We start from the raw sequence: 17,530 nt of genomic DNA on the forward strand, positions 1-17,530 counted from the left end.
AGCCGCCCGCCGCGCCCCGCCGCGCCCCTTGGCGGCCCGCCGCCGCCCTGAGCTGCCCGCGTCCTCCCCGAGCCGCAGCGACCGTCCACGGCCACACGGTCAGTCCGGCGGTCGGCGCGCGCTCACCACCGCCGGGGCCGTCGACTGCGGCAGCAGATCGGCCGGATCGTCCGGCTGGACCAGTTCCACCTCGACCTCCTCGACGAAGCGGTACGGGCGGTGCGCCAGCACCTGCGCCAGATTCCGCCGCAGCCGCGACATCTCGGCCCGCACCGTCACCGTGCGCGTCGCATCATCGAAGATCGCCTGCGCCAGCTGCGCCGCGCTCCGTCCGTCCGGGTTCAGCGCCAGCACGTACAGCAGCTCGGCATGGCGCGGGCTGAGCTCCTGCACCCAGCTGCCGGCGGCCCCGGCGAGGGTGACCGAAGGCTGCCGTGGCCTGCTCAGATCCAGCACCACCCGGCCCGGCGTCGCGGCGGAGCTCCTCTCGTCGACCCGTATCAGCCAGCCGCCGGGCAGCGGCTCGACCGCGCACATGCCGAGCGAGGGCAGCCAGAGCCGGCCGCAGCCGACGGACTTCGGCAGCGACAGCCGACCGGTGGGCGGCATGCCGGTGACCGCGGCCGGCCAGCCGTTGATGTCCACGGCCAGTGCCCGGCCGCTCAGGCGGGCCAGCAGCGGCGACGCCACGCTGCGCAGCCGGTCCAGCGCCGCGAAGTGCCGGTTGCGCAGTTCGGCCTCGGCGAGCCGGGTGACCGAGGTGACCAGGGACAGCGTCGCCGGATGCATCGTGGACAGGGGTCCGCTGATGTCGACGACGCCGATCAGCTTGCCGTCGCGCGGATCCGTGACCGGTGCGCCCGCGCAGGTCCAGGTGTGGTGGGTGGAGACGAAGTGCTCGGCGGAGTGCACCTGGACCGGCCGCCGGGAGATCAGCGGAGTGCCGATTCCGTTCGTACCGACGAGCCTCTCGCTCCAGTCGGCGCCCAGGACGAAGCCGTGCGAGTCGCCCTTGCGCAGCACGGTCGCCTTGCCCTCGCGCCAGAGCATCCGTCCCTCCGTGTCCGCGACGACCATGATGTGCTGGGCCGCCTCGGCGATCGACACCAGACCGTCCCGCAGCACCGGCAGCACCTCGCGAAGCGGCGAGGCGAGCCGGCGGCGTTCCAGCTCCTCCAACGGCAGCAGCCCGGCCCTGTGGTCCCGGTCGGGATCCACGCCGCCGCGCAGCATCCGCTGCCACGACTCCTTGATGTCCGCCCGTGGGCCGACCCGCGAGCGGCGGCCGTTGAGCGTGGCGTCCCGCACGCCTTTCAACAGCCTGGCTGCCTCCGCGGTGTCCATGGCGGCGAGCCTGGCCAGGTCGAGTGATGTGCTCTGCACCGGGGGACCTCCTGGGCGACGCCGGCGTCCGATGCGGGGGGCTGGCTCAATCGTGCTCCTCCCGGCGGCGATGCGTGGCGGTTTGAGCCACGGGACTGCAACTCTTTGCAACCCTCGCGAACAGGCGTGCACATATATCAAGGTGGTGGAACACCGGTTCGCCGGTCGTCATGCACCCTCCTGCCCAGCACTGCGGGGCGCATGACAGCGCGCGGGGTGGTGCCGTGTCGGCGCAGCACCACCCCGACAGTCCTCAGCGGCGCGAGTTTCCCGGAACACCGGTCTGCAGCGGCGCGAGCTCCCGGGCCACCGGTCTGCAGCGGCGCGAGCTCTCAGACCACGGCTCGCGCCCGCTCGACGACCGACGCCAGATCGAGCGTGTGCGGCAGCGTGCCGAAGGCCGTGCCCCAGTCCCCGCCGAGCCGTGAGGCGCAGAACGCGTCCGCCACCTCCGGCGGTGCCCACCGCACCAGCAGCGATCCTTGCAGCACCAGGGCCATCCGCTCCACCAGCCGCCGCGCCCTCGCCTCGATCCCGTTCAGATCGGCCAGCTCGGTCAGCAGGTCCTTGATCGCCCCGTCCAGCCGGTGGTCGGCGCCGCGTGCCTTGCCGACCTCCTGCAGGAAGGCGTTGAGGGCCTGCGGCTCCCTCCCCCTACGCCCTGCGGCGTGGGGGGACCCCCCGAGCGCCCGCAGGACATCCAGCGCCTGTACGTTGCCCGAGCCCTCCCAGATCGAGTTCAGCGGCGACTCCCGCAGCAGCCGCGGCAGCCCCGACTCCTCGACGTAGCCATTGCCGCCCAGGCACTCGAGCGCCTCCGCCACCGTCGGCGTGCAGCGCTTGGTCACCCAGTACTTGGCGGCGGGAACCGCGAGCCGCAGGAAGGCCCGTTCCTCGTCCGTATCGGCGTCGTAGGCGGCGGCGAGCCGCAGCGCCAGCGTCGTCGCGGCCTCCGACTCCAGCGCCAGATCCGCCAGTACGTTGCGCATCAGGGGCTTGTCGATGAGCAGCCCGCCGAACGCGCTGCGGTACGCGGAGTGGTGGATCGCCTGTGCCACCGACTGCCGCATCAGCGCGGCCGACCCGATGACACAGTCGAGCCGGGTCGCCGCCACCATCTCGATGATGGTGCGCACCCCGCGCCCCTCGTCGCCGACCCGGCGCGCCCATGTCCCGTCGAACTCGACCTCGCTCGACGCGTTGGACTTGTTGCCGAGCTTGTCCTTGAGGCGCTGGATCCGGAAGACGTTCCGGGTCCCGTCGTCCAGCACCCGGGGCACCAGGAAGCAGGTCAAACCCCCTGCTGCCTGGGCGAGTACCAGAAAACCGTCACACATAGGAGCGGAGCAGAACCATTTGTGACCGGTGAGCAGATACTCCCCGTCACCGGCCAGCGGCTCGGCCCTCGTTGTGTTCGCCCTGACGTCGCTGCCGCCCTGCTTCTCGGTCATTCCCATGCCGAAAAGGGCCCCGGCCTTGAGCGAGGCGGGCCGCAGCCCTTCCTCGTACACCTGCGAGGTCAGCCGCGGCTCCCACTCGGCGGCCAGCGCCGGGTCCGTACGCAGCGCGGGCACCGTCGCATGCGTCATCGACACCGGACAGCCGTGCCCGGCCTCCGCCTGGGTCCACACCAGGAACCCGGCCGCGCGCCGCACATGCCCGGCCGGCCGGCCCCAGGCGTTGGTCAGCCCGGCCGAGACGGCCTTGCCGAGGAGCCGGTGCCAGGCGGGATGGAACTCGACCTCGTCGATCCGGTTCCCGTACCGGTCGTGGGTGCGCAGTTTCGGTGGGTTCTCATTGGCCTGCACCCCCCACTCCTGGGCCTGCGCGGAGCCGGCGGTGCGGCCGAGCGTCTCGAGCTCCTCCCTGGCCTCGTCGAGGAATTCGGGCGCGACATGTCGCTCCACGCCCTCCGTGAGCGCCGGGTCGGCGCTGAATACGTCGTACTCGACCAGGGGCGGAGCCTGGTTGGTCACTGTGTGGGTGGTAGCTGCCATGCCGATACGGTAAGGAGGTGCAGGCAGCAAATGAAACACCCGAGCGGCCATCGGGCCGACTCCACCGGGCCCGAGTCCTCTACCGCAACGTCTCCAAGCGGAAGATGGCATGGTTGCTGCTGAAAGACACGGTCAACTCGTGCATCGAGTACCGCATCCTGGGTCTCGCGGCCGAGGCGGCGTTCTTCACGCTGCTGTCCCTGCCGCCGCTGCTGCTCGGTCTGATCGGTCTCCTCGGTTATGTGGACGACTGGACCGATACCACCACCGTCGCCTCCATCGAGAAGAACATCCTGAGCGCGGCCGGCACGGTACTGTCGGACCGGGGCGTCAACCAGATCGCCAAGCCCCTGCTGGAGGACGTCACCCACGGCGGCCGGCCCGACATCATCTCCATCGGCTTCGCCATCGCACTCTGGTCCGGTTCGCGGGCGGTCAATGTCTTCATCGACACGATCACCGTGATGTACGGCCTCGACGGTCAGCGCGGCATCGTCGCCACCCGGCTGCTGGCCTTCCTGCTCTACATCGTGGCCCTGCTGATCGGCGCGGTGGTACTGCCGCTGGCGGTGGTCGGCCCCGACCGGGTGGTGGAGTTCATTCCGTGGGGCACGGAAGTCGTCAGCGTCCTGTACTGGCCGGTGGTCAGCCTGCTCTCGATCGCCTTCCTCACCACGCTCTACCACGTGTCCGTCCCGGTGCGCTCACCGTGGATCGAGGACGTCCCGGGCGCGCTGGTGGCGCTCGGGATGTGGGTGCTGGGCTCCTTCCTGCTGCGTATCTACCTCACCAGCACGGTCGAGGGCCCGACGATCTACGGCTCACTTGCCGCGCCCATCGCCGTCCTGCTGTGGATCGGCCTGACCGCCTTCGCGGTCCTGGTGGGCGCCGCGGTCAACGCCGCCATCGACCGGGTCTGGCCGTCGGTCGCCACGGCCGCGGCCCGCGCGGCCAACGAGCGCATGCGCGCGGTCAACGCCGCGGAGCTGCTCGCCCGGGCGGAGGCGGCCCAGATCTACGTGGAGGGCGAGAGCGAGGACGAGGACGACGGAGCCATGCCATCGGAATTCCCGGAGCGGTGGTCGCGGTTCCTGCCGCTGGACGATGTGAAGTCGCGGCTGCACACGACCCGGGACAACGGCCGTGAAAGCCGCGAGAGCAGCCGCGACAAGAAAACCGGGGAGCAGCGGAAGCCCTGAGAAGCCCCCGCCGTCCGCGGGGTGAATTCCATGAGCGCGCTCATAACAGCCCTCGGCATCAGCGGTGTTGAACCGAGGGGGCCGTTCTCAACCGCGCGGGCCGCTGCGGGATAGCCTGGTAAGGGTGTACGAGGAATGGGCGTCGCGGCTCGAAGGAGCCGTCGTCTGGACGCGGACCGTGGAGCCCGGCGCCGGTGCGGTCCACCCCGTGCTCCCAGACGGCTGCATGGACCTGCTCTGGTTCGAGGGCCGGCTCCTCGTAGCCGGACCCGACACCCACGCCCACACCCCCAGGAGCGGCCTGGGCACCCGGTGCGCGGGGGTGCGCTTCGCGCCGGGGACCGCGCCCGCGTTCTTCGGCGTACCGGCGTACGAGCTGCGCGACCGGCGGGTGGCCCTCGCCGATGTGTGGGGCGGGGCCGAGGCGCGCCGGCTCACCGCGCGGGTCGACGCGGCCGCGGACCCGGTGGCCGAGCTGGAGGCCGTGGCGCTGCGGCGGGCGGACGGCGCCCTGTCGCCGGACCCGCTGCTGGGCGAGGTGGTGCGCCGCCTGGAGGCGGGCGGCACGGTTGCCGGGGCGGCGGACGCGGTAGGTCTGGGTGCCCGGCAGCTCCACCGTCGCTCGCTGGACGCCTTCGGATACGGGCCCAAGACACTGGCCCGGGTGCTGCGGCTGCAGCGGGCGCTGACGTTCGTACGGGAGGGCGTGCCGTACGCCGAGGCGGCACTCGGCGCGGGCTGTGCCGACCAGGCGCACCTCGCACGCGAGATGCGCGACCTGGCCGGAATCACCCTCGGCGCCTATTCGGCGCTGGCGAACAGCGAGACACCGCAGCCGTCGGGGTCGAGGATCACCGCGTAACGCTGCCCCCAGAAGGCATCCCAGGGCTTGAGGTGCCCCTGATAACCCGCCTCGATCAGCTCGGCGTGGACAGCGTCCACCTCGGCGGGGCTCCGGCAGGCGAAGGCGAGCCCGAGCCGTTCGCCGCCGCCCTGCGGCCGGGTCCACTCGGGGTCGAAGGAACGGATGGTCTCCTCGGTGTCCCAGAGCACGCGCAGCCCGCTGGGCAGCGTCGCCTCGGCGTGGGGCGCGGTGTCGGCGTCGGCGGGGATGTCCAGGCCGAGGCGGCGGTAGAAGGCGAGCGAGGCGGCCATGTCGGAGGTGACGAGGCCGATCGCGTCGAGTCGTGGAGTCATGACCTCAACGTAGGCGGGCCCGGGACGGGAAGTCTTGAACGAATCGGACGTCCCTCCGGCGCGGGACCACCATCCGCGCGGAACGTCATCCGCGCGGGTCGTCATCCGGGCCGGCCGTCATAGTTCCGTAAGGCGCCACGGGTGATCGACCGCTCTCCTTCGGAGGACACTGACCGTATGCACAACATTCTTGTCGTCGACGACGATCCGACCGTCGCCGAGGTCGTCAGCGGCTATCTGGAGCGCGCGGGCTTCACCGTGGACCGGGCCGCCGACGGGCCGCAGGCGCTGCGGCTTGCCGCCGGACGGCGGCCGGACCTGGTGGTCCTCGATCTGATGCTGCCGGGTATGGACGGGCTGGAGGTGTGCCGCCGGCTGCGGGCCGGTGAGTCGGCCGCCGTACCCGTGATCATGCTGACGGCGCGCGGCGACGAGGACGACCGGATCCTGGGGCTCGAGATAGGGGCGGACGACTATGTGACCAAGCCGTTCAGCCCGCGCGAGCTGGTGTTGCGGGTGGAGTCCGTACTCCGCAGAGGCGCCGCGGCGGGGGAGCGGCGGGCCGGGCCGGGGCCGGCGGCCGCGGGCATCGTCCTCGACCCGGCCGCCCGCAGAGCCACCAAGGACGGCCACGAACTGGCGCTGACCCTGCGGGAGTTCGACCTGCTCGCGCATCTGATGCGGCACCCGGGAGAGGCGATCGGCCGGGAACGGCTGATGCAGGACGTGTGGGGCTGGGAGTTCGGCGATCTGTCCACTGTCACGGTTCATGTGCGCCGGCTGCGCGGCAAGATCGAGGACGATCCCGCCAGGCCGCGTCTGATCCAGACGGTGTGGGGAGTGGGCTACCGCTTCGATGTGCCGGGTGACGGGGACGTATCGAAGGACGTACCGCCGTATGGGCCGCCGGACGGACCGCCTTCTCAGCTGCCACGGGAAGAGGCCTGATCGTCGTGCGGGACATGCTCCTGATCGCTCTCTTCGCCTTCCTCGGGGCCGCTGCCGTCGGCGTGCTCGGAGCCGTGGCCCTGCGTGCGCTGCGCCACCGGTCCGTCGCCGTCTCCCTCACGGTCGTCGCCGCAGTCGCGGTCACCGCGATGCTCGCCGGGACCCTCGCCGTCGCCCAGGCGATGTTCCTGTCCGCGCACGACCTCACCGTCGTTACCACGGTCGTCGCGATGGCGGCGGTCGTCTCGCTCGCCACCGCGCTGCTGCTCGGCCGCTGGGTCGTCGCCCGCAGCCGCGAACTCGCCCTGGCGGCACGCTCGTTCGGCGATGGAGGCTCCTTCGCCGCACCTGACGGCGCCTCCACCGCGGAACTGGCCGCACTGAGCCGGGAACTCGCTGCCACCAGCGACCGGCTCGCCGCATCCCGCGAGCGTGAACGCGCCCTGGAAACCTCCCGCCGCGAGCTCGTCGCCTGGATCTCCCACGACCTGCGCACCCCGCTGGCCGGGCTGCGCGCCATGTCCGAAGCGCTGGAGGACGGTGTCGTACAGGATCCGGAGCGCTACTTCCGCCAGATCCGTACCGAGGTCGACCGGCTCAACTCCATGGTCGGCGACCTCTTCGAGCTGTCCCGTATCCACGCGGGCACGCTGGCCCTCACCCCCACCAGGATGTCGGTGTACGACCTGATCGGCGAAGCGCTCGCCGGCGCGGACCCGCTCGCGCGCGAGCACGGCGTACGTCTCGTCGGCGACGGTGTCGAGTCCGTCCCGGTCGAGGTGGACGGTAAGGAGATGACCCGCGTACTGGCGAACCTCCTGGTCAACGCGATCCGCCGGACCCCTGCCGACGGCACGGTCGCCGTCGCTGCCGAACGCAGGGAGGCGTGGGTGGTCCTCTCCGTCACGGACGGCTGCGGCGGCATTCCCGAGGAGGACCTCCCGCGCGTCTTCGACACCGGCTGGCGCGGCACCCAGGCCCGTACGCCCCCGGCCGGTGCCGGTCTCGGCCTCGCGATCGTCCGCGGGATCGTCGAGGCGCACGCCGGCCACGCCGACGTACGCAATGTGACGGGCGGCTGCCGCTTCGAGGTGACGCTGCCCGCCGCCGCGGCCCCGCTCGGTTGAAACAGCCAGTGGTTGAAACAGCGAGCGTCTGTATGCGTGACCACGGGGACTGACGGGCAGTCAAACGTCGATGGCCTCGGGGGGCATCGCGATCTGTTACCGGCAGAAGTCAGGGGTGGGACGTATGGCGCGACAGACGGATTGGGAATTCCTGGACGATCGCGGCCGCTCGGCGACGGCGGCGCGAACGCCGACGAGGCTGGTCGCCTACATCCAGGCCGGAGCGACACTGTTCGACCACGGCATACGGCCGGTGGGCCTCTTCGGATCCCACCACGACGGCGAAACCGCCGACCCGGCGAAGGCCGGCACGCTGCCGCTCGAGGACATCGCCTACCTCGGATCGGGCACCCGCGTCGGCGCGGAGGCGGTCCTGGACGCGGAGCCCGACCTGGTGGTCGGCGTCGGCTACGGCTCCGACCAGCTCTACGGCCTGGATCCGGACACGGCGAAGCACATCGAGGAACAGGTGCCCGTGGTGGTGTGCGACGTCGGCCAGGGGCGTTCGCTGGCTGATGTACGGGACCGGTTCACGGCGCTCGCCCGGTCGCTCGGAGCAGAGCGGAACCCGTCGGGGGCGGCGGAACTCGACCGAGCGGAAGGCCGGCTGCGCGCGCTGGCGGCCGATACCGCTCACTTGACGATCCTGGCTCTGTCGCCCGGCACGCCGGAGAGCGTCCATCTCGCCAGGCCACGGGCGTGGCCGGATCTCCGGACGCTGGTGGAGTGCGGCATCGGCCTGGTGGAGCCCGAGCGGGGCCCGGGGGCCAACTGGTCCACCGTCGACTGGACGGTGGCCGCGTCACTGGAGCCGGACATCGTCCTGGCGGACGTACGGGCCAATGCCCTGCCGGTCGGTGAACTCGGGGGTATCGAGGAGTGGCAGGCAGGCGCGGGCAGGGCCCGGATCGTGCCGTGGAACCCTGAGGCTCCCTGCAGCCATCGGGCGCACGCGCGCTTCATCGACACCGTGGCGGAGGCGGTGCGGGCGTCCGCCGCGTCCGGCAGCTGAACGTCCGCCGCGGCGACCCCGGAACCGCGGCAACGCCAGAACCCGCCGGGGAGTCCCCGGCGGGTTCTGATGGCGCTGATACGTCGCGTCAGCCCGCGGCGGAGGCTGTCCGCGAGGCCGTGCTGCTTCCCGTGGCCGTCGCCCGGTCCGCACTCGGCACCAGGAGGCGCTCCGCGAGGTGACCGAAGACCAGCCCGAACAACGTCCAGAGGGTGACCTGGATGGCGAGCGTGGCCAGTCGGAACTCCCACACCACCGTGGCCGGGAAGTCCTTGGGCACCTCGTTGAACGAGGGCAGGAAGGCGAATGCGAGCCCGGCAGCCACGACGAAGGCGGCCGAGGCGGCGACGGTCGCGTTCCAGTTGCCCAGCCGGGGAGCGAGCCGCTTCCCGAGGATCACCGCCGCGACAGCGAGCAGCACGCTGAGCACGATCATCAGGAAGTACACCGTGGTGCGTTTGCCGATCGTTTCGGGGTCACCGACGGCCGGCGGGTTCGGCGGGTACTTGAGAAACGGCACGACGTACACGGCCAGCAGCGCGCCCAGGGAGACCAGGGCGGCCGTGGCACGCGGGCCGAACCGGCCGATGCGGCCGAGCGCGATACAGAAGGCGAGGGCGGCGATGCCGCCGATCGCAATGCCGAAGATCAGCACACCGGTGGCGAGGCCGCCCGTCGACTGCATGGCGCGGCTGACGAGTTCCTCGCCGCCGTGCTCATGACTGTGTGCTTCCTCGAACGCAATGGCGGAGTCCACCGGGGACTCACCGAGCAGATAGGCCACGACCAGGGCGAAGACACCGGCAATGAGGCCGGCGAGCATGCCGCGGACGAGCAGAGCTCTGACAGAGATGGAGTTCATGAGTGCGTGTTCCCCTGGTTTCTCAGTGGCAGGGGAAGCCGAGCAGATGGCGTCCGTCGTGGACCCACTCATGCACGTTTTCACCGGAGATGAGTGAGGTGGCGCCCTGTTCGGCGCCGACGAAGTAGAGCAGGACGAGCATCAGAACGCCGAAGAAGAGCGCCCACGGGGCGATTTCCTTCAGTGATATGGGGGTGATGGCCGGTGCGGCGGCGGGCGCAGCAGACTGTGCCATGGCAGAACCTCCTGGGGGAACACGCGTCCCGATCGTGGTGCCTGAGACGAAGGTGCTGGGTCTGACTTCCCGCAGAGGTACGGGTTCACAGTGGCGCGACCGTGCCGGATTCTCACCGGGCTTCCGTCACACCGTCGTCATGTCCACGAGACCGTACCGCCTGGCGGCCCGTACCGCTACGGCGCAGGGGCGCATGCCGGGGCGCTTCAACGCCCGTGATGTGCTTGAACCATGGGTCGTCGGGCGGAGAGGAACGTGCGGGATGACGGTACGGGTGATGTTGGTCTCACCGGCGACGAGTGCCGCACTGCGCGGAGCGCGCTTCGACGGGGACGTACCCCTGGACGAGGCCGGTGTCCGCGCCGCCCGTGCCGCCGCCGGTGCGCTGCCGGGCGCCGGCCGGCGGGTGAGCGGCCCGTCCGCGCGCTGCCGTGAGACGGCCGAGGCGCTGGGTCTGCGGGCCGAGCCAGAACTGCGGCTCGGGGACTGGGACATGGGCCGCTGGCGCGGACGCACGCTGGAGGAAGTGAGCGTGAGCGAGCCGGAGGCGGTGTCGGCGTGGCTGACCGATCCTTCGGCCGCCCCGCACGGGGGCGAGTCGCTGCTGGCTCTGTGCGCCCGGGTCGGCGGCTGGCTCGAGTCGCTGTCGGCCGACGGGCGCGTGCTGGCGGTCACCGAGCCCGCGGTGGCGCGTGCGGCGATCGTGCACGCGCTGGCGCTGCCGGCGGAGGCGTTCTGGCGGCTGGACGTCGCGCCGCTCACCCTGACCGAGCTCAGCGGACGGGCCGGGCGCTGGAATCTGCGCTGCGGACGGCCCTTGGCGGCGCACGCGGGCTGACCTTCGGCGGTAGTACGGAGAAATCCGCAGGTTGGGAGCATCCGCGGGCCTCCGGTCGTGGATGATGGGCCCGGCATGCCGCAGACCCTCCGTCCTCCGTCTCGCAGCGCGCCGCGCGCTCGGTGGAGTGTGCGGGGCGCTCGGGCGGGTGTGTTCGCCCTGGCGAGCGCGGGCCTGGCCGGCGTCGGACACCATGTCTCGTCCGGGGAACCGGTCACCTGGCGGCTGCTGTTGGCCGCGGCCGGCGCCGCCTTCCTCGGGGCGCTGCCCTGGGCCGGACGGCAGCGTCAGCTCACGGTGGTGGTGACCGGGACCTGCGCCGCGCAGCTCGTTCTCCACCAGTTGCTGGCGACGGCCTGGTCCGGGCGGCACGGCACACCGCACACCGCCGCCCACCCGATGGCCGGTGATCACGGCCTGCATCCGGGCGCGGCCGTGATGCTCCTCGCGCACACGCTTGCCGCCCTGGGCGTGGCGGTGCTCCTGCACCGGACGGACGACCAACTGTCCGCGCTCCCAAGGCTTGTGGGCCTTCTCGCCACCACGGTCCGCGAGAGGGTGGCGCGCCGGCTCGGCCGGTGGAGTACGTACGCGTTCCGCTGCCCGGATGCCGCTCCCGCCGCCGCCGGATCGCGGGCGCTCGCAGGAGTGCCGGTGTGCGTTGTCCTCGCGCACATCGTGGTACGCCGGGGGCCTCCGGGTCATGGACCGTCACCGTTCTGTCCATGACCGACCAGCGGGCTCGCGCACAGTCGGGGGCTGCGCTGCTTTCGAGTTCCGAGGAGAACCCCCACACCATGAGTACCTTCCCCCTGCCTTCCGCAGTCCGGCGGACGGCGCTTGTCGCCGCCGTGGCCTTCGGCGCGGTGCTCGCCGTGGCCGGTCCGGCCGCCGCCCACGTCGAAGTGACCGCCTCCGACGACCGGGCCCTGGCGAAGGACGTGACGCTGACGTTCGCGTCCGAGGCGGAATCGGACACCGCAGGCATCGCGAAACTGCAGATCGTCCTGCCCGAAGGCATCGCGCCGGATGCTGTGAAGCTGAAGAAGGCGCCCGACGGCTGGAAGCTCACGCCGGGCGAAGGCGGCTACACCATCGGCGGCAAGGCGCTGGCCACCGGCACGGACGTGGTCCACAGCATCACGGTGACACAGCTGCCGGACGTGAAGTCACTGGTGTTCAAGACCGTGGAGACGTACGGCGACGGAAAGGTCGACCGCTGGATCGAAGTGCCCAAGGGCGGCCAGGAGCCGGAGAATCCGGCGCCGATGCTCAACCTGAAGCCGGCCGCGCCGGGCTCGACCCCGATCGCTGCGGGCCCGGGTCCCACTCCCAGCACCCTGCCGGGCACGGCCTCGCCCTCACCGTCGGTCTCAGAGCAGCAGCAACCGACGGCGAAGAAGAAGGACGACGGCGGAGGCGGCGGGCTCGTCGTCGCGGTCGCCGCCGTCGTGGTGGTGATCGCCGCGGGCGCCGGCCTGTGGTGGTTCAAGCGCCGCCCGGGCGCCGCAGCCGCCTGAGCCGGGTGCCGGGGCGCGGCAGGTCCTGCCGTGCCCCGGCATGTGCCCGGGCGGTACCACTGCCTACGCCGCGCTGTGCCCGGGGCCGGGACCGGCGCGGGACATCTCGGCGGGCGGCTGACGCGCCGACTGTTCGCGCGCCGACTGTTCGCGCGCCGACCGTTCACAGGCCGTGTGTCAGGTCCGGCGGCCCGTCGGTCTGCAGTGGCTGTTCCGCCCAGATGACCTTGCCGTCGGCGGTGTACCGCGTGCCCCAGCGCTCCGAGAACTGAGCCACGAGGAACAGCCCCCGGCCTCCCTCGTCCGTGGTCGCCGCCTGCCTCAGGTGCGGTGAGGTGCTGCTGTGGTCGGAGACCTCGCAGATCAGGCTGCGGTCGCGGATCAGCCGTACGCGGATCGGGCCGGAGGCGTACCGAATGGCATTGGTGACCAGTTCGCTCAGGATCAGCTCGGTGGTGAACGCCTCCTCCGCCAGTCCCCACTCCTCCAGCTTGCCGGCCACACCCGCTCGTACGCGTGACACCTCCGCGGGGTCGGGCGGAACTTCCCAGTCCGCCACTCTCCCGGAGTCCAGCACGCGCGTACGGCCGATGAGCAGTGCCACATCGTCGCGCGGGCTCTCGGGCAGCAGCGCTTGCAGTGCCGCCTCGCAGGCTTCCTCCGGTGTCCGGGCCGCGTGGCCGGTGAGCGTACGGCGCAGGAGTGCCAGACCGTCGTCGATGTCCCGGTGCCGGTCCTCGACGAGCCCGTCCGTGTACAGCACCAGTCCGCTGTCCTTGGGCAGCCAGATGTCCAGGGTTTCGAAGGGCAGACCGCCCAGCCCGAGTGGCGGGCCGCCCGGTACGTCGGCGAATTCCGCGCTGCCGTCCGGCCGCAGAAGCAGGGGCTGGAGGTGGCCGGCCCGCGCCATGCTGCAGTGGCCGGAGACCGGGTCGTAGATCGCGTACAGACAGGTGGCTCCGGTGACTGCCGCATCGGAGCCGTCGATACCGTCGAGGACCTCGTCCTGGTCGATACGGGTGACCAGCTCGTCGAGGTGCCACAGGAGCTCGTCGGGCGGCAGGTCCAGGGCGGAGAAGTTGTGGACAGCCGTGCGCAGCCGGCCCATGGTGGCCGCGGCGTGCAGCCCATGACCCACGACGTCGCCGACCACGAGCGCCACCCGGGCGCCGGGCAGCGGGATGATGTCGAACCAGTCACCGCCGACTCCGCCCACGCCGCCGAGCCCGGCCTGTGCGGGCCGGTACCGGTAGGCGACGTCGATGGCGTTCTGCTCCGGCAGGCCCCGCGGCAGCAGGCTGCGCTGCAGGGTCACCGCCATGGCGTGCTCCCGCGTGTAGCGCCGGGCGTTGTCGACGCTCACCGCGGCGCGGGCGACCAGCTCCTCGGCGAGCGACAGATCCTCGTCCTCGAACGCCTCGGGCTTCTCCGAGCGCCAGAACATCGCCACGCCCAGAACGACGCCGCGGGCCCGCAGCGGAACGGCGATCATCGAGTGGATTCCGTACTCGACGACAAGCCTGTGGGCTCGTTCCGGATCCTGTTCCTGCCAGCCGTGGAAGGCCGCCAGATCCGCCTCGAGGACCGGCTCTCCCGCGCCGATGCCGGAACCCAGCCGTGTGGAGGGTACGAAGTGGATCAGCTGGCCGAGCGGGTAGAGCGCCGTGTCGTCCCGGAGGCCCTTGAAAGCTGTACGACGCATCATCTCCGGGGTGGCTCCGGCCGGCTCCTCGCCGCGCAGCACGGCCTCCACCACATCGACGGTGGCGAAGTCGGCGAAGCGGTCCGCGGCGAACTCCGCCAGTTCCTCGCACGTCCGCACCATGTCGAGCGTGGTGCCGATCTCCGTACCGGCGTCGTACAGGAGCTTCAGGCGCCCGCGGGCCATGTCGGCCTTGCCGGAGAGCGCCTGCAGCTCGGTTGTGTCGCGCAGCGTCGCCACGCTGCCGGGCGGCCCGCCGGCCTGGTCCGTCGAGCGCTGGTTGATGGCGAGCAGCCGCTCCCCGACCAGGTACACCTCGTCGTTGGCGATCCTGCCCGAGACCAGCAGCCGGGCGGTGATCGGATCCAGCCCGAGCTCGGTGACCGGGGCCCCTTCCACGTCCGCGGGCAGCTCGAGCAGCCGGCGCGCCTCGTCGTTGGCGAGGAGCAGCCGTCCGTCGCCGCCGACGATGAGCACTCCCTCGCGTACGGCATGCAGAACCGCGTCGTGGTGCTCGTACATCCGGGTCATCTCGGCAGGGCCCAGACCGCGGGTCTGGCGCCGCAGCCGCCTGCTGACGAGCGCCGTTCCGCCCGCGGTCACGACGAGCAGCGCGGCGGCCGCGCCGAACAGAAGCGGGAACTGATCTTGGACGACACTGCTGACATGCGAGATCGTGATCCCGGCCGAGACCAGACCGACGACCTTGCCGTGGCTGTCCTTGACGGGCACCACGGCCTGCACCAGAGGTCCGATGGTTCCGACGATCTTCTCGGTGACGACGCCGCCGGCCAGCGCAGGCTGTACGTTGCCGACGAACTTCTTCCCGATCCGGTCGGGCAGTGGGTGCGTGTAGCGGATTCCGTCGGTGCTCAGTACGACGATGAAGTCGACGCCGGACCGTTTGCGCGCCTGTTCGGCCAGGGGCTGCAGTACCGCGGTCGGGTTGGGACTCTCCAGGGCTGCCACGACGCCCGGTGAATGCGCGAATGTCTGGGCCACGGCGACGGACCGGTTGCGGGCCTCGCGTTCACTGTCGGACCGGGACTGCAGCACGAGCGCCGCCATGGCGGCGGCGACGAGCAACACCACGATCGCCACCTGCAGGAGAAAGACCTGACCGGCGACAGTTCGCATTCTGAGAACCGAGCGCGGGCGGCCGTAGCGTCCGGCCATGTGCTATTTCTACACCTCCGGCATGTGCTGGGCGATCCGCACACCGTAGATCGCAGGGGTCGCACACGCGAGACTCCTGCCGCAATCAGCGGCTCGGGGCCGGGTTCCGGGTCGGGCGGATCATGACTCGGCAAGGTCGGCCGGAGCGCGGGCGGGCAGCGACTCCTGGGCCGCGTCCGCGGCGTCCGCCACCGCAATTCCTCTGCTGCTGACGGGAGTCGGTCGATGCCGGATGCGCCGCATCCGGCATCGACCGTCCGGACCGGCTGCGCACCGTCCTCGCCCGGAGCCCCGGAGCCCCGGAGCCCGTCTGCGGGACATGTACATCACCTCGGCCCGCATCGGCCTCACCCGCCCGCACCCGGTTGCCGGGGCGGTGCTGGTGCTGCCGGATACGGGCCGAGGTCCGGTATGGCCGGTGCGGCTTTCGGCGGGACGCTCAGTCCCGGCACAGCAACTTCGTCATGACCTCGCGGACAGTGGCCTCCGGATCAGGCACCGCGTCCACCGACCGCCAGGCGACGAAGCCGTCCGGACGTACGAGCAGCGCACCTTCCGTCGTCGTACCGTGTGTCCCAGCCCAGTCGGACCTGCTGTCGGGCGTCAGGTCGGCGTCCGGTCCTGTACCGATCGTGTACGCGTCCAGCCGCACGGACAGCAGGTCGGCGACCTTCCTGGCCGCCGCCCGCCACGCCGTGCCCTCCGAGCTGAGCAGCACGAACGCCCGCTCGTAGAGGTCCAGCGTGGACAGCCGCTCACCGGATCTGACGACCCACATGTGCGGGGACCGGGTGCCGGGCTCGCCCGTCAGCTGCATCCGCTCGGGCACCACCGGCCGTTCGGGGTCGGCACCCAGGACGGCGCCTCGGGGATAGCCGTAGCCCATGGCGACGTTGAGGATCCCGCCCTGCCGCCCGCCGCCCGGGGTGCCGGTGGGCGCGTAACCGGGGTGGCTGTGTTCGGCGGAACGGGCAGAAGCGCGCTCGCTCGTCGCGCGCGCCACCGGCAGCCGCTCGGCCTCGTACGTCGAGAGCAGTTCGGGCCCCGCCGCACCCTCCAGCACCGCCGCGAGCTTCCAGGCGAGGTTGTGCGCGTCCTGGATTCCGGTGTTGGAGCCGAAAGCTCCGGTCGGGGACATCTCGTGGGCCGAGTCGCCGGCGAGAAAGACCCGGCCGCAGGAGTACCTCTCGGCGACCCTTTCCGCGGCGTGCCACGGCGCCATACCGGTGATCTCAACATCCATACCCGATACGTCCGTTGCCCGGCGGATGTGCTCGATGCACCGCTCGTCGGTGAAGTCCTCGAGCGTCTCGCCCTGGTCCGGGTGCCACGGCGCGTGGAACACCCACTGCTCCTTGTTGTCCACCGGAAGCAGAGCGCCGCCCGTTTCGGGGTTGGTGAGGTAGCAGCAGATGAAGCGCCGGTCGCCCAGCGCTTCGGCGAGCCGCCGGGAACGGAAGGTGATGCTCACGTTGTGGAACAGGTCGCCGTGGCCCGTCTGGCCGATTCGGAGCTGCTCCCTGATGGGGCTGCGCGGCCCGTCGGCCGCGACGAGATAGTCGGCGCGCACGGTCGTGTGCTCGCCGGTCTCCCGGTTCTTCACCACCGCGCTCACGCCCGCCGCGTCCTGGTCGAACGTCATCAGTTCGGTGGAGAACCGCAGATCGCCGCCCTCCCTGCGGGCGCACGACAGCAGCACAGGTTCGAGGTCGTTCTGACTGCACAGGCACCAGCTGCTCGGGCTGAAGCGCCCGAGCGCGCCACCCGGGTCGATCTCCTTGAACAGCCACTCCTGGTCGTCGCCCGTCAGCGATCCCGCTTGCAGAATGCCGTGGTTCTCCGCGAGAACCGATGCGGCCTGCCGGATCTCCGGCTCCGCCTCGGCACCGCGGAACAGCTCCATCGTCCTTACGTTGTTCCCGCGGCCGCGCGGGTGCTTCGAGGTTCCTGAGTGCTTCTCGATCAGCAGGTGACTGATGCCGAGGCGACCCAGGAACAGTGAAGTGGACAGGCCCACCAGAGACCCGCCCACGATCAGGACCGGCACGCGGTGGTCGACGTTCTCTTCCATTTCCATCAGTTGCTCCAGCTCCTGCCGCCCTAGGGGGATGGAACTTTCATGCCCTTTACCGGAGCCGTTTGCTCGCCCATTCACCCGCATGGTTCTCAGCTCTCGCGCCAGTCGTAGTACCGGACCACGATCAGTTGCGGGAGCGCCCCCCAACGCGTGGGGGGCGGACCGTCCGTATCCGCAGGGTGGTTGACCCGGCGGATTCCACCGACGACGGACGAGGTCCACGCGAAGTGGCGGCCACGCTGTCGCAAAGGAGAGTG

15 protein-coding genes are annotated in these 17,530 nt (G+C 71.2%); 8 read left to right on the top strand and 7 right to left on the bottom strand.

What is annotated here, in order from left to right:
* Positions 1 to 99: 99 nt before the first annotated feature.
* Positions 100 to 1,383, bottom strand: a complete 1,284-nt coding sequence (locus OG966_RS31455) for a GAF domain-containing protein (protein WP_326653373.1) — start codon at positions 1,381 to 1,383, stop codon at positions 100 to 102.
* Positions 1,384 to 1,715: 332 nt separating this feature from the next.
* A complete protein-coding gene (locus OG966_RS31460) occupies positions 1,716 to 3,380 on the bottom strand; it encodes an acyl-CoA dehydrogenase family protein (RefSeq protein WP_326653374.1) in 1,665 nt (554 codons plus the stop codon).
* 17 nt (positions 3,381 to 3,397) lie between these two features.
* On the opposite strand from OG966_RS31460, the gene OG966_RS31465 reads away from it, so the two are divergent.
* Both OG966_RS31465 and OG966_RS31470 read left to right on the top strand, forming a co-directional pair.
* Positions 3,398 to 4,579 carry a YihY/virulence factor BrkB family protein gene (locus tag OG966_RS31465; RefSeq protein WP_326653375.1) on the top strand — a complete coding sequence of 394 codons (1,182 nt, stop codon included), beginning with the start codon at positions 3,398 to 3,400 and terminating at the stop codon, positions 4,577 to 4,579.
* A gap of 124 nt (positions 4,580 to 4,703) precedes the next feature.
* Positions 4,704 to 5,441, top strand: coding sequence for a DUF6597 domain-containing transcriptional factor (locus tag OG966_RS31470; protein ID WP_406730645.1), 738 nt, complete (start codon positions 4,704 to 4,706; stop codon positions 5,439 to 5,441).
* Here OG966_RS31470 and OG966_RS31475 read toward each other — a convergent pair.
* Positions 5,381 to 5,776 (bottom strand): VOC family protein, encoded by a 396-nt coding sequence (locus tag OG966_RS31475; protein ID WP_326653376.1) that lies wholly within the window; start codon positions 5,774 to 5,776, stop codon positions 5,381 to 5,383. The two genes, OG966_RS31470 and OG966_RS31475, sit on opposite strands and share 61 nt — an antisense overlap.
* Positions 5,777 to 5,953: 177 nt before the next feature.
* On the opposite strand from OG966_RS31475, the gene OG966_RS31480 reads away from it, so the two are divergent.
* From OG966_RS31480 to OG966_RS31490, 3 genes are all read left to right on the top strand, one after another.
* Positions 5,954 to 6,724, top strand: a complete 771-nt coding sequence (locus OG966_RS31480) for a response regulator transcription factor (protein WP_326653378.1) — start codon at positions 5,954 to 5,956, stop codon at positions 6,722 to 6,724.
* Between the two features lie 5 nt (positions 6,725 to 6,729).
* Positions 6,730 to 7,851: a sensor histidine kinase gene (locus OG966_RS31485; protein WP_326653379.1), complete on the top strand. Its 1,122-nt coding sequence runs from the start codon at positions 6,730 to 6,732 to the stop codon at positions 7,849 to 7,851.
* Between the two features lie 124 nt (positions 7,852 to 7,975).
* Positions 7,976 to 8,863 (top strand): ABC transporter substrate-binding protein, encoded by an 888-nt coding sequence (locus tag OG966_RS31490; RefSeq protein ID WP_326653380.1) that lies wholly within the window; start codon positions 7,976 to 7,978, stop codon positions 8,861 to 8,863.
* Between the two features lie 88 nt (positions 8,864 to 8,951).
* Here the strand turns inward: OG966_RS31490 and OG966_RS31495 are convergent, their stop codons facing one another.
* Both OG966_RS31495 and OG966_RS31500 read right to left on the bottom strand, forming a co-directional pair.
* Positions 8,952 to 9,725 (bottom strand): CbtA family protein, encoded by a 774-nt coding sequence (locus OG966_RS31495; RefSeq protein WP_326653382.1) that lies wholly within the window; start codon positions 9,723 to 9,725, stop codon positions 8,952 to 8,954.
* A 22-nt stretch (positions 9,726 to 9,747) separates the two neighbouring features.
* Entirely contained in the window at positions 9,748 to 9,960 is a 213-nt protein-coding gene (locus OG966_RS31500; RefSeq protein WP_326653383.1) for a CbtB domain-containing protein, read from the bottom strand.
* Between the two features lie 262 nt (positions 9,961 to 10,222).
* Here OG966_RS31500 and OG966_RS31505 point away from each other — a divergent pair, with 262 nt between their 5' ends.
* The 3 genes from OG966_RS31505 (at position 10,223) to OG966_RS31515 (ending at position 12,318) form a co-directional block, all read left to right on the top strand.
* Positions 10,223 to 10,798 (top strand): histidine phosphatase family protein, encoded by a 576-nt coding sequence (locus tag OG966_RS31505; protein ID WP_326653384.1) that lies wholly within the window; start codon positions 10,223 to 10,225, stop codon positions 10,796 to 10,798.
* 150 nt (positions 10,799 to 10,948) lie between these two features.
* Complete coding sequence (locus OG966_RS31510) at positions 10,949 to 11,527, top strand: hypothetical protein (protein ID WP_326653385.1); 579 nt, start codon at positions 10,949 to 10,951, stop codon at positions 11,525 to 11,527.
* Positions 11,528 to 11,595: 68 nt separating this feature from the next.
* Positions 11,596 to 12,318 carry a DUF1775 domain-containing protein gene (locus OG966_RS31515; RefSeq protein ID WP_326653386.1) on the top strand — a complete coding sequence of 241 codons (723 nt, stop codon included), beginning with the start codon at positions 11,596 to 11,598 and terminating at the stop codon, positions 12,316 to 12,318.
* 163 nt (positions 12,319 to 12,481) lie between these two features.
* Here the strand turns inward: OG966_RS31515 and OG966_RS31520 are convergent, their stop codons facing one another.
* Entirely contained in the window at positions 12,482 to 15,196 is a 2,715-nt protein-coding gene (locus OG966_RS31520) for a SpoIIE family protein phosphatase (protein WP_326653387.1), read from the bottom strand.
* Positions 15,197 to 15,635: 439 nt separating this feature from the next.
* A complete protein-coding gene (locus tag OG966_RS31530; RefSeq protein WP_326655444.1) occupies positions 15,636 to 17,267 on the bottom strand; it encodes an FAD-dependent oxidoreductase in 1,632 nt (543 codons plus the stop codon).
* Positions 17,268 to 17,530 lie beyond the last annotated feature (263 nt).

Source organism: Streptomyces sp. NBC_01750, from assembly GCF_035918095.1.
Classification (GTDB): Bacteria; Actinomycetota; Actinomycetes; order Streptomycetales; family Streptomycetaceae; genus Streptomyces.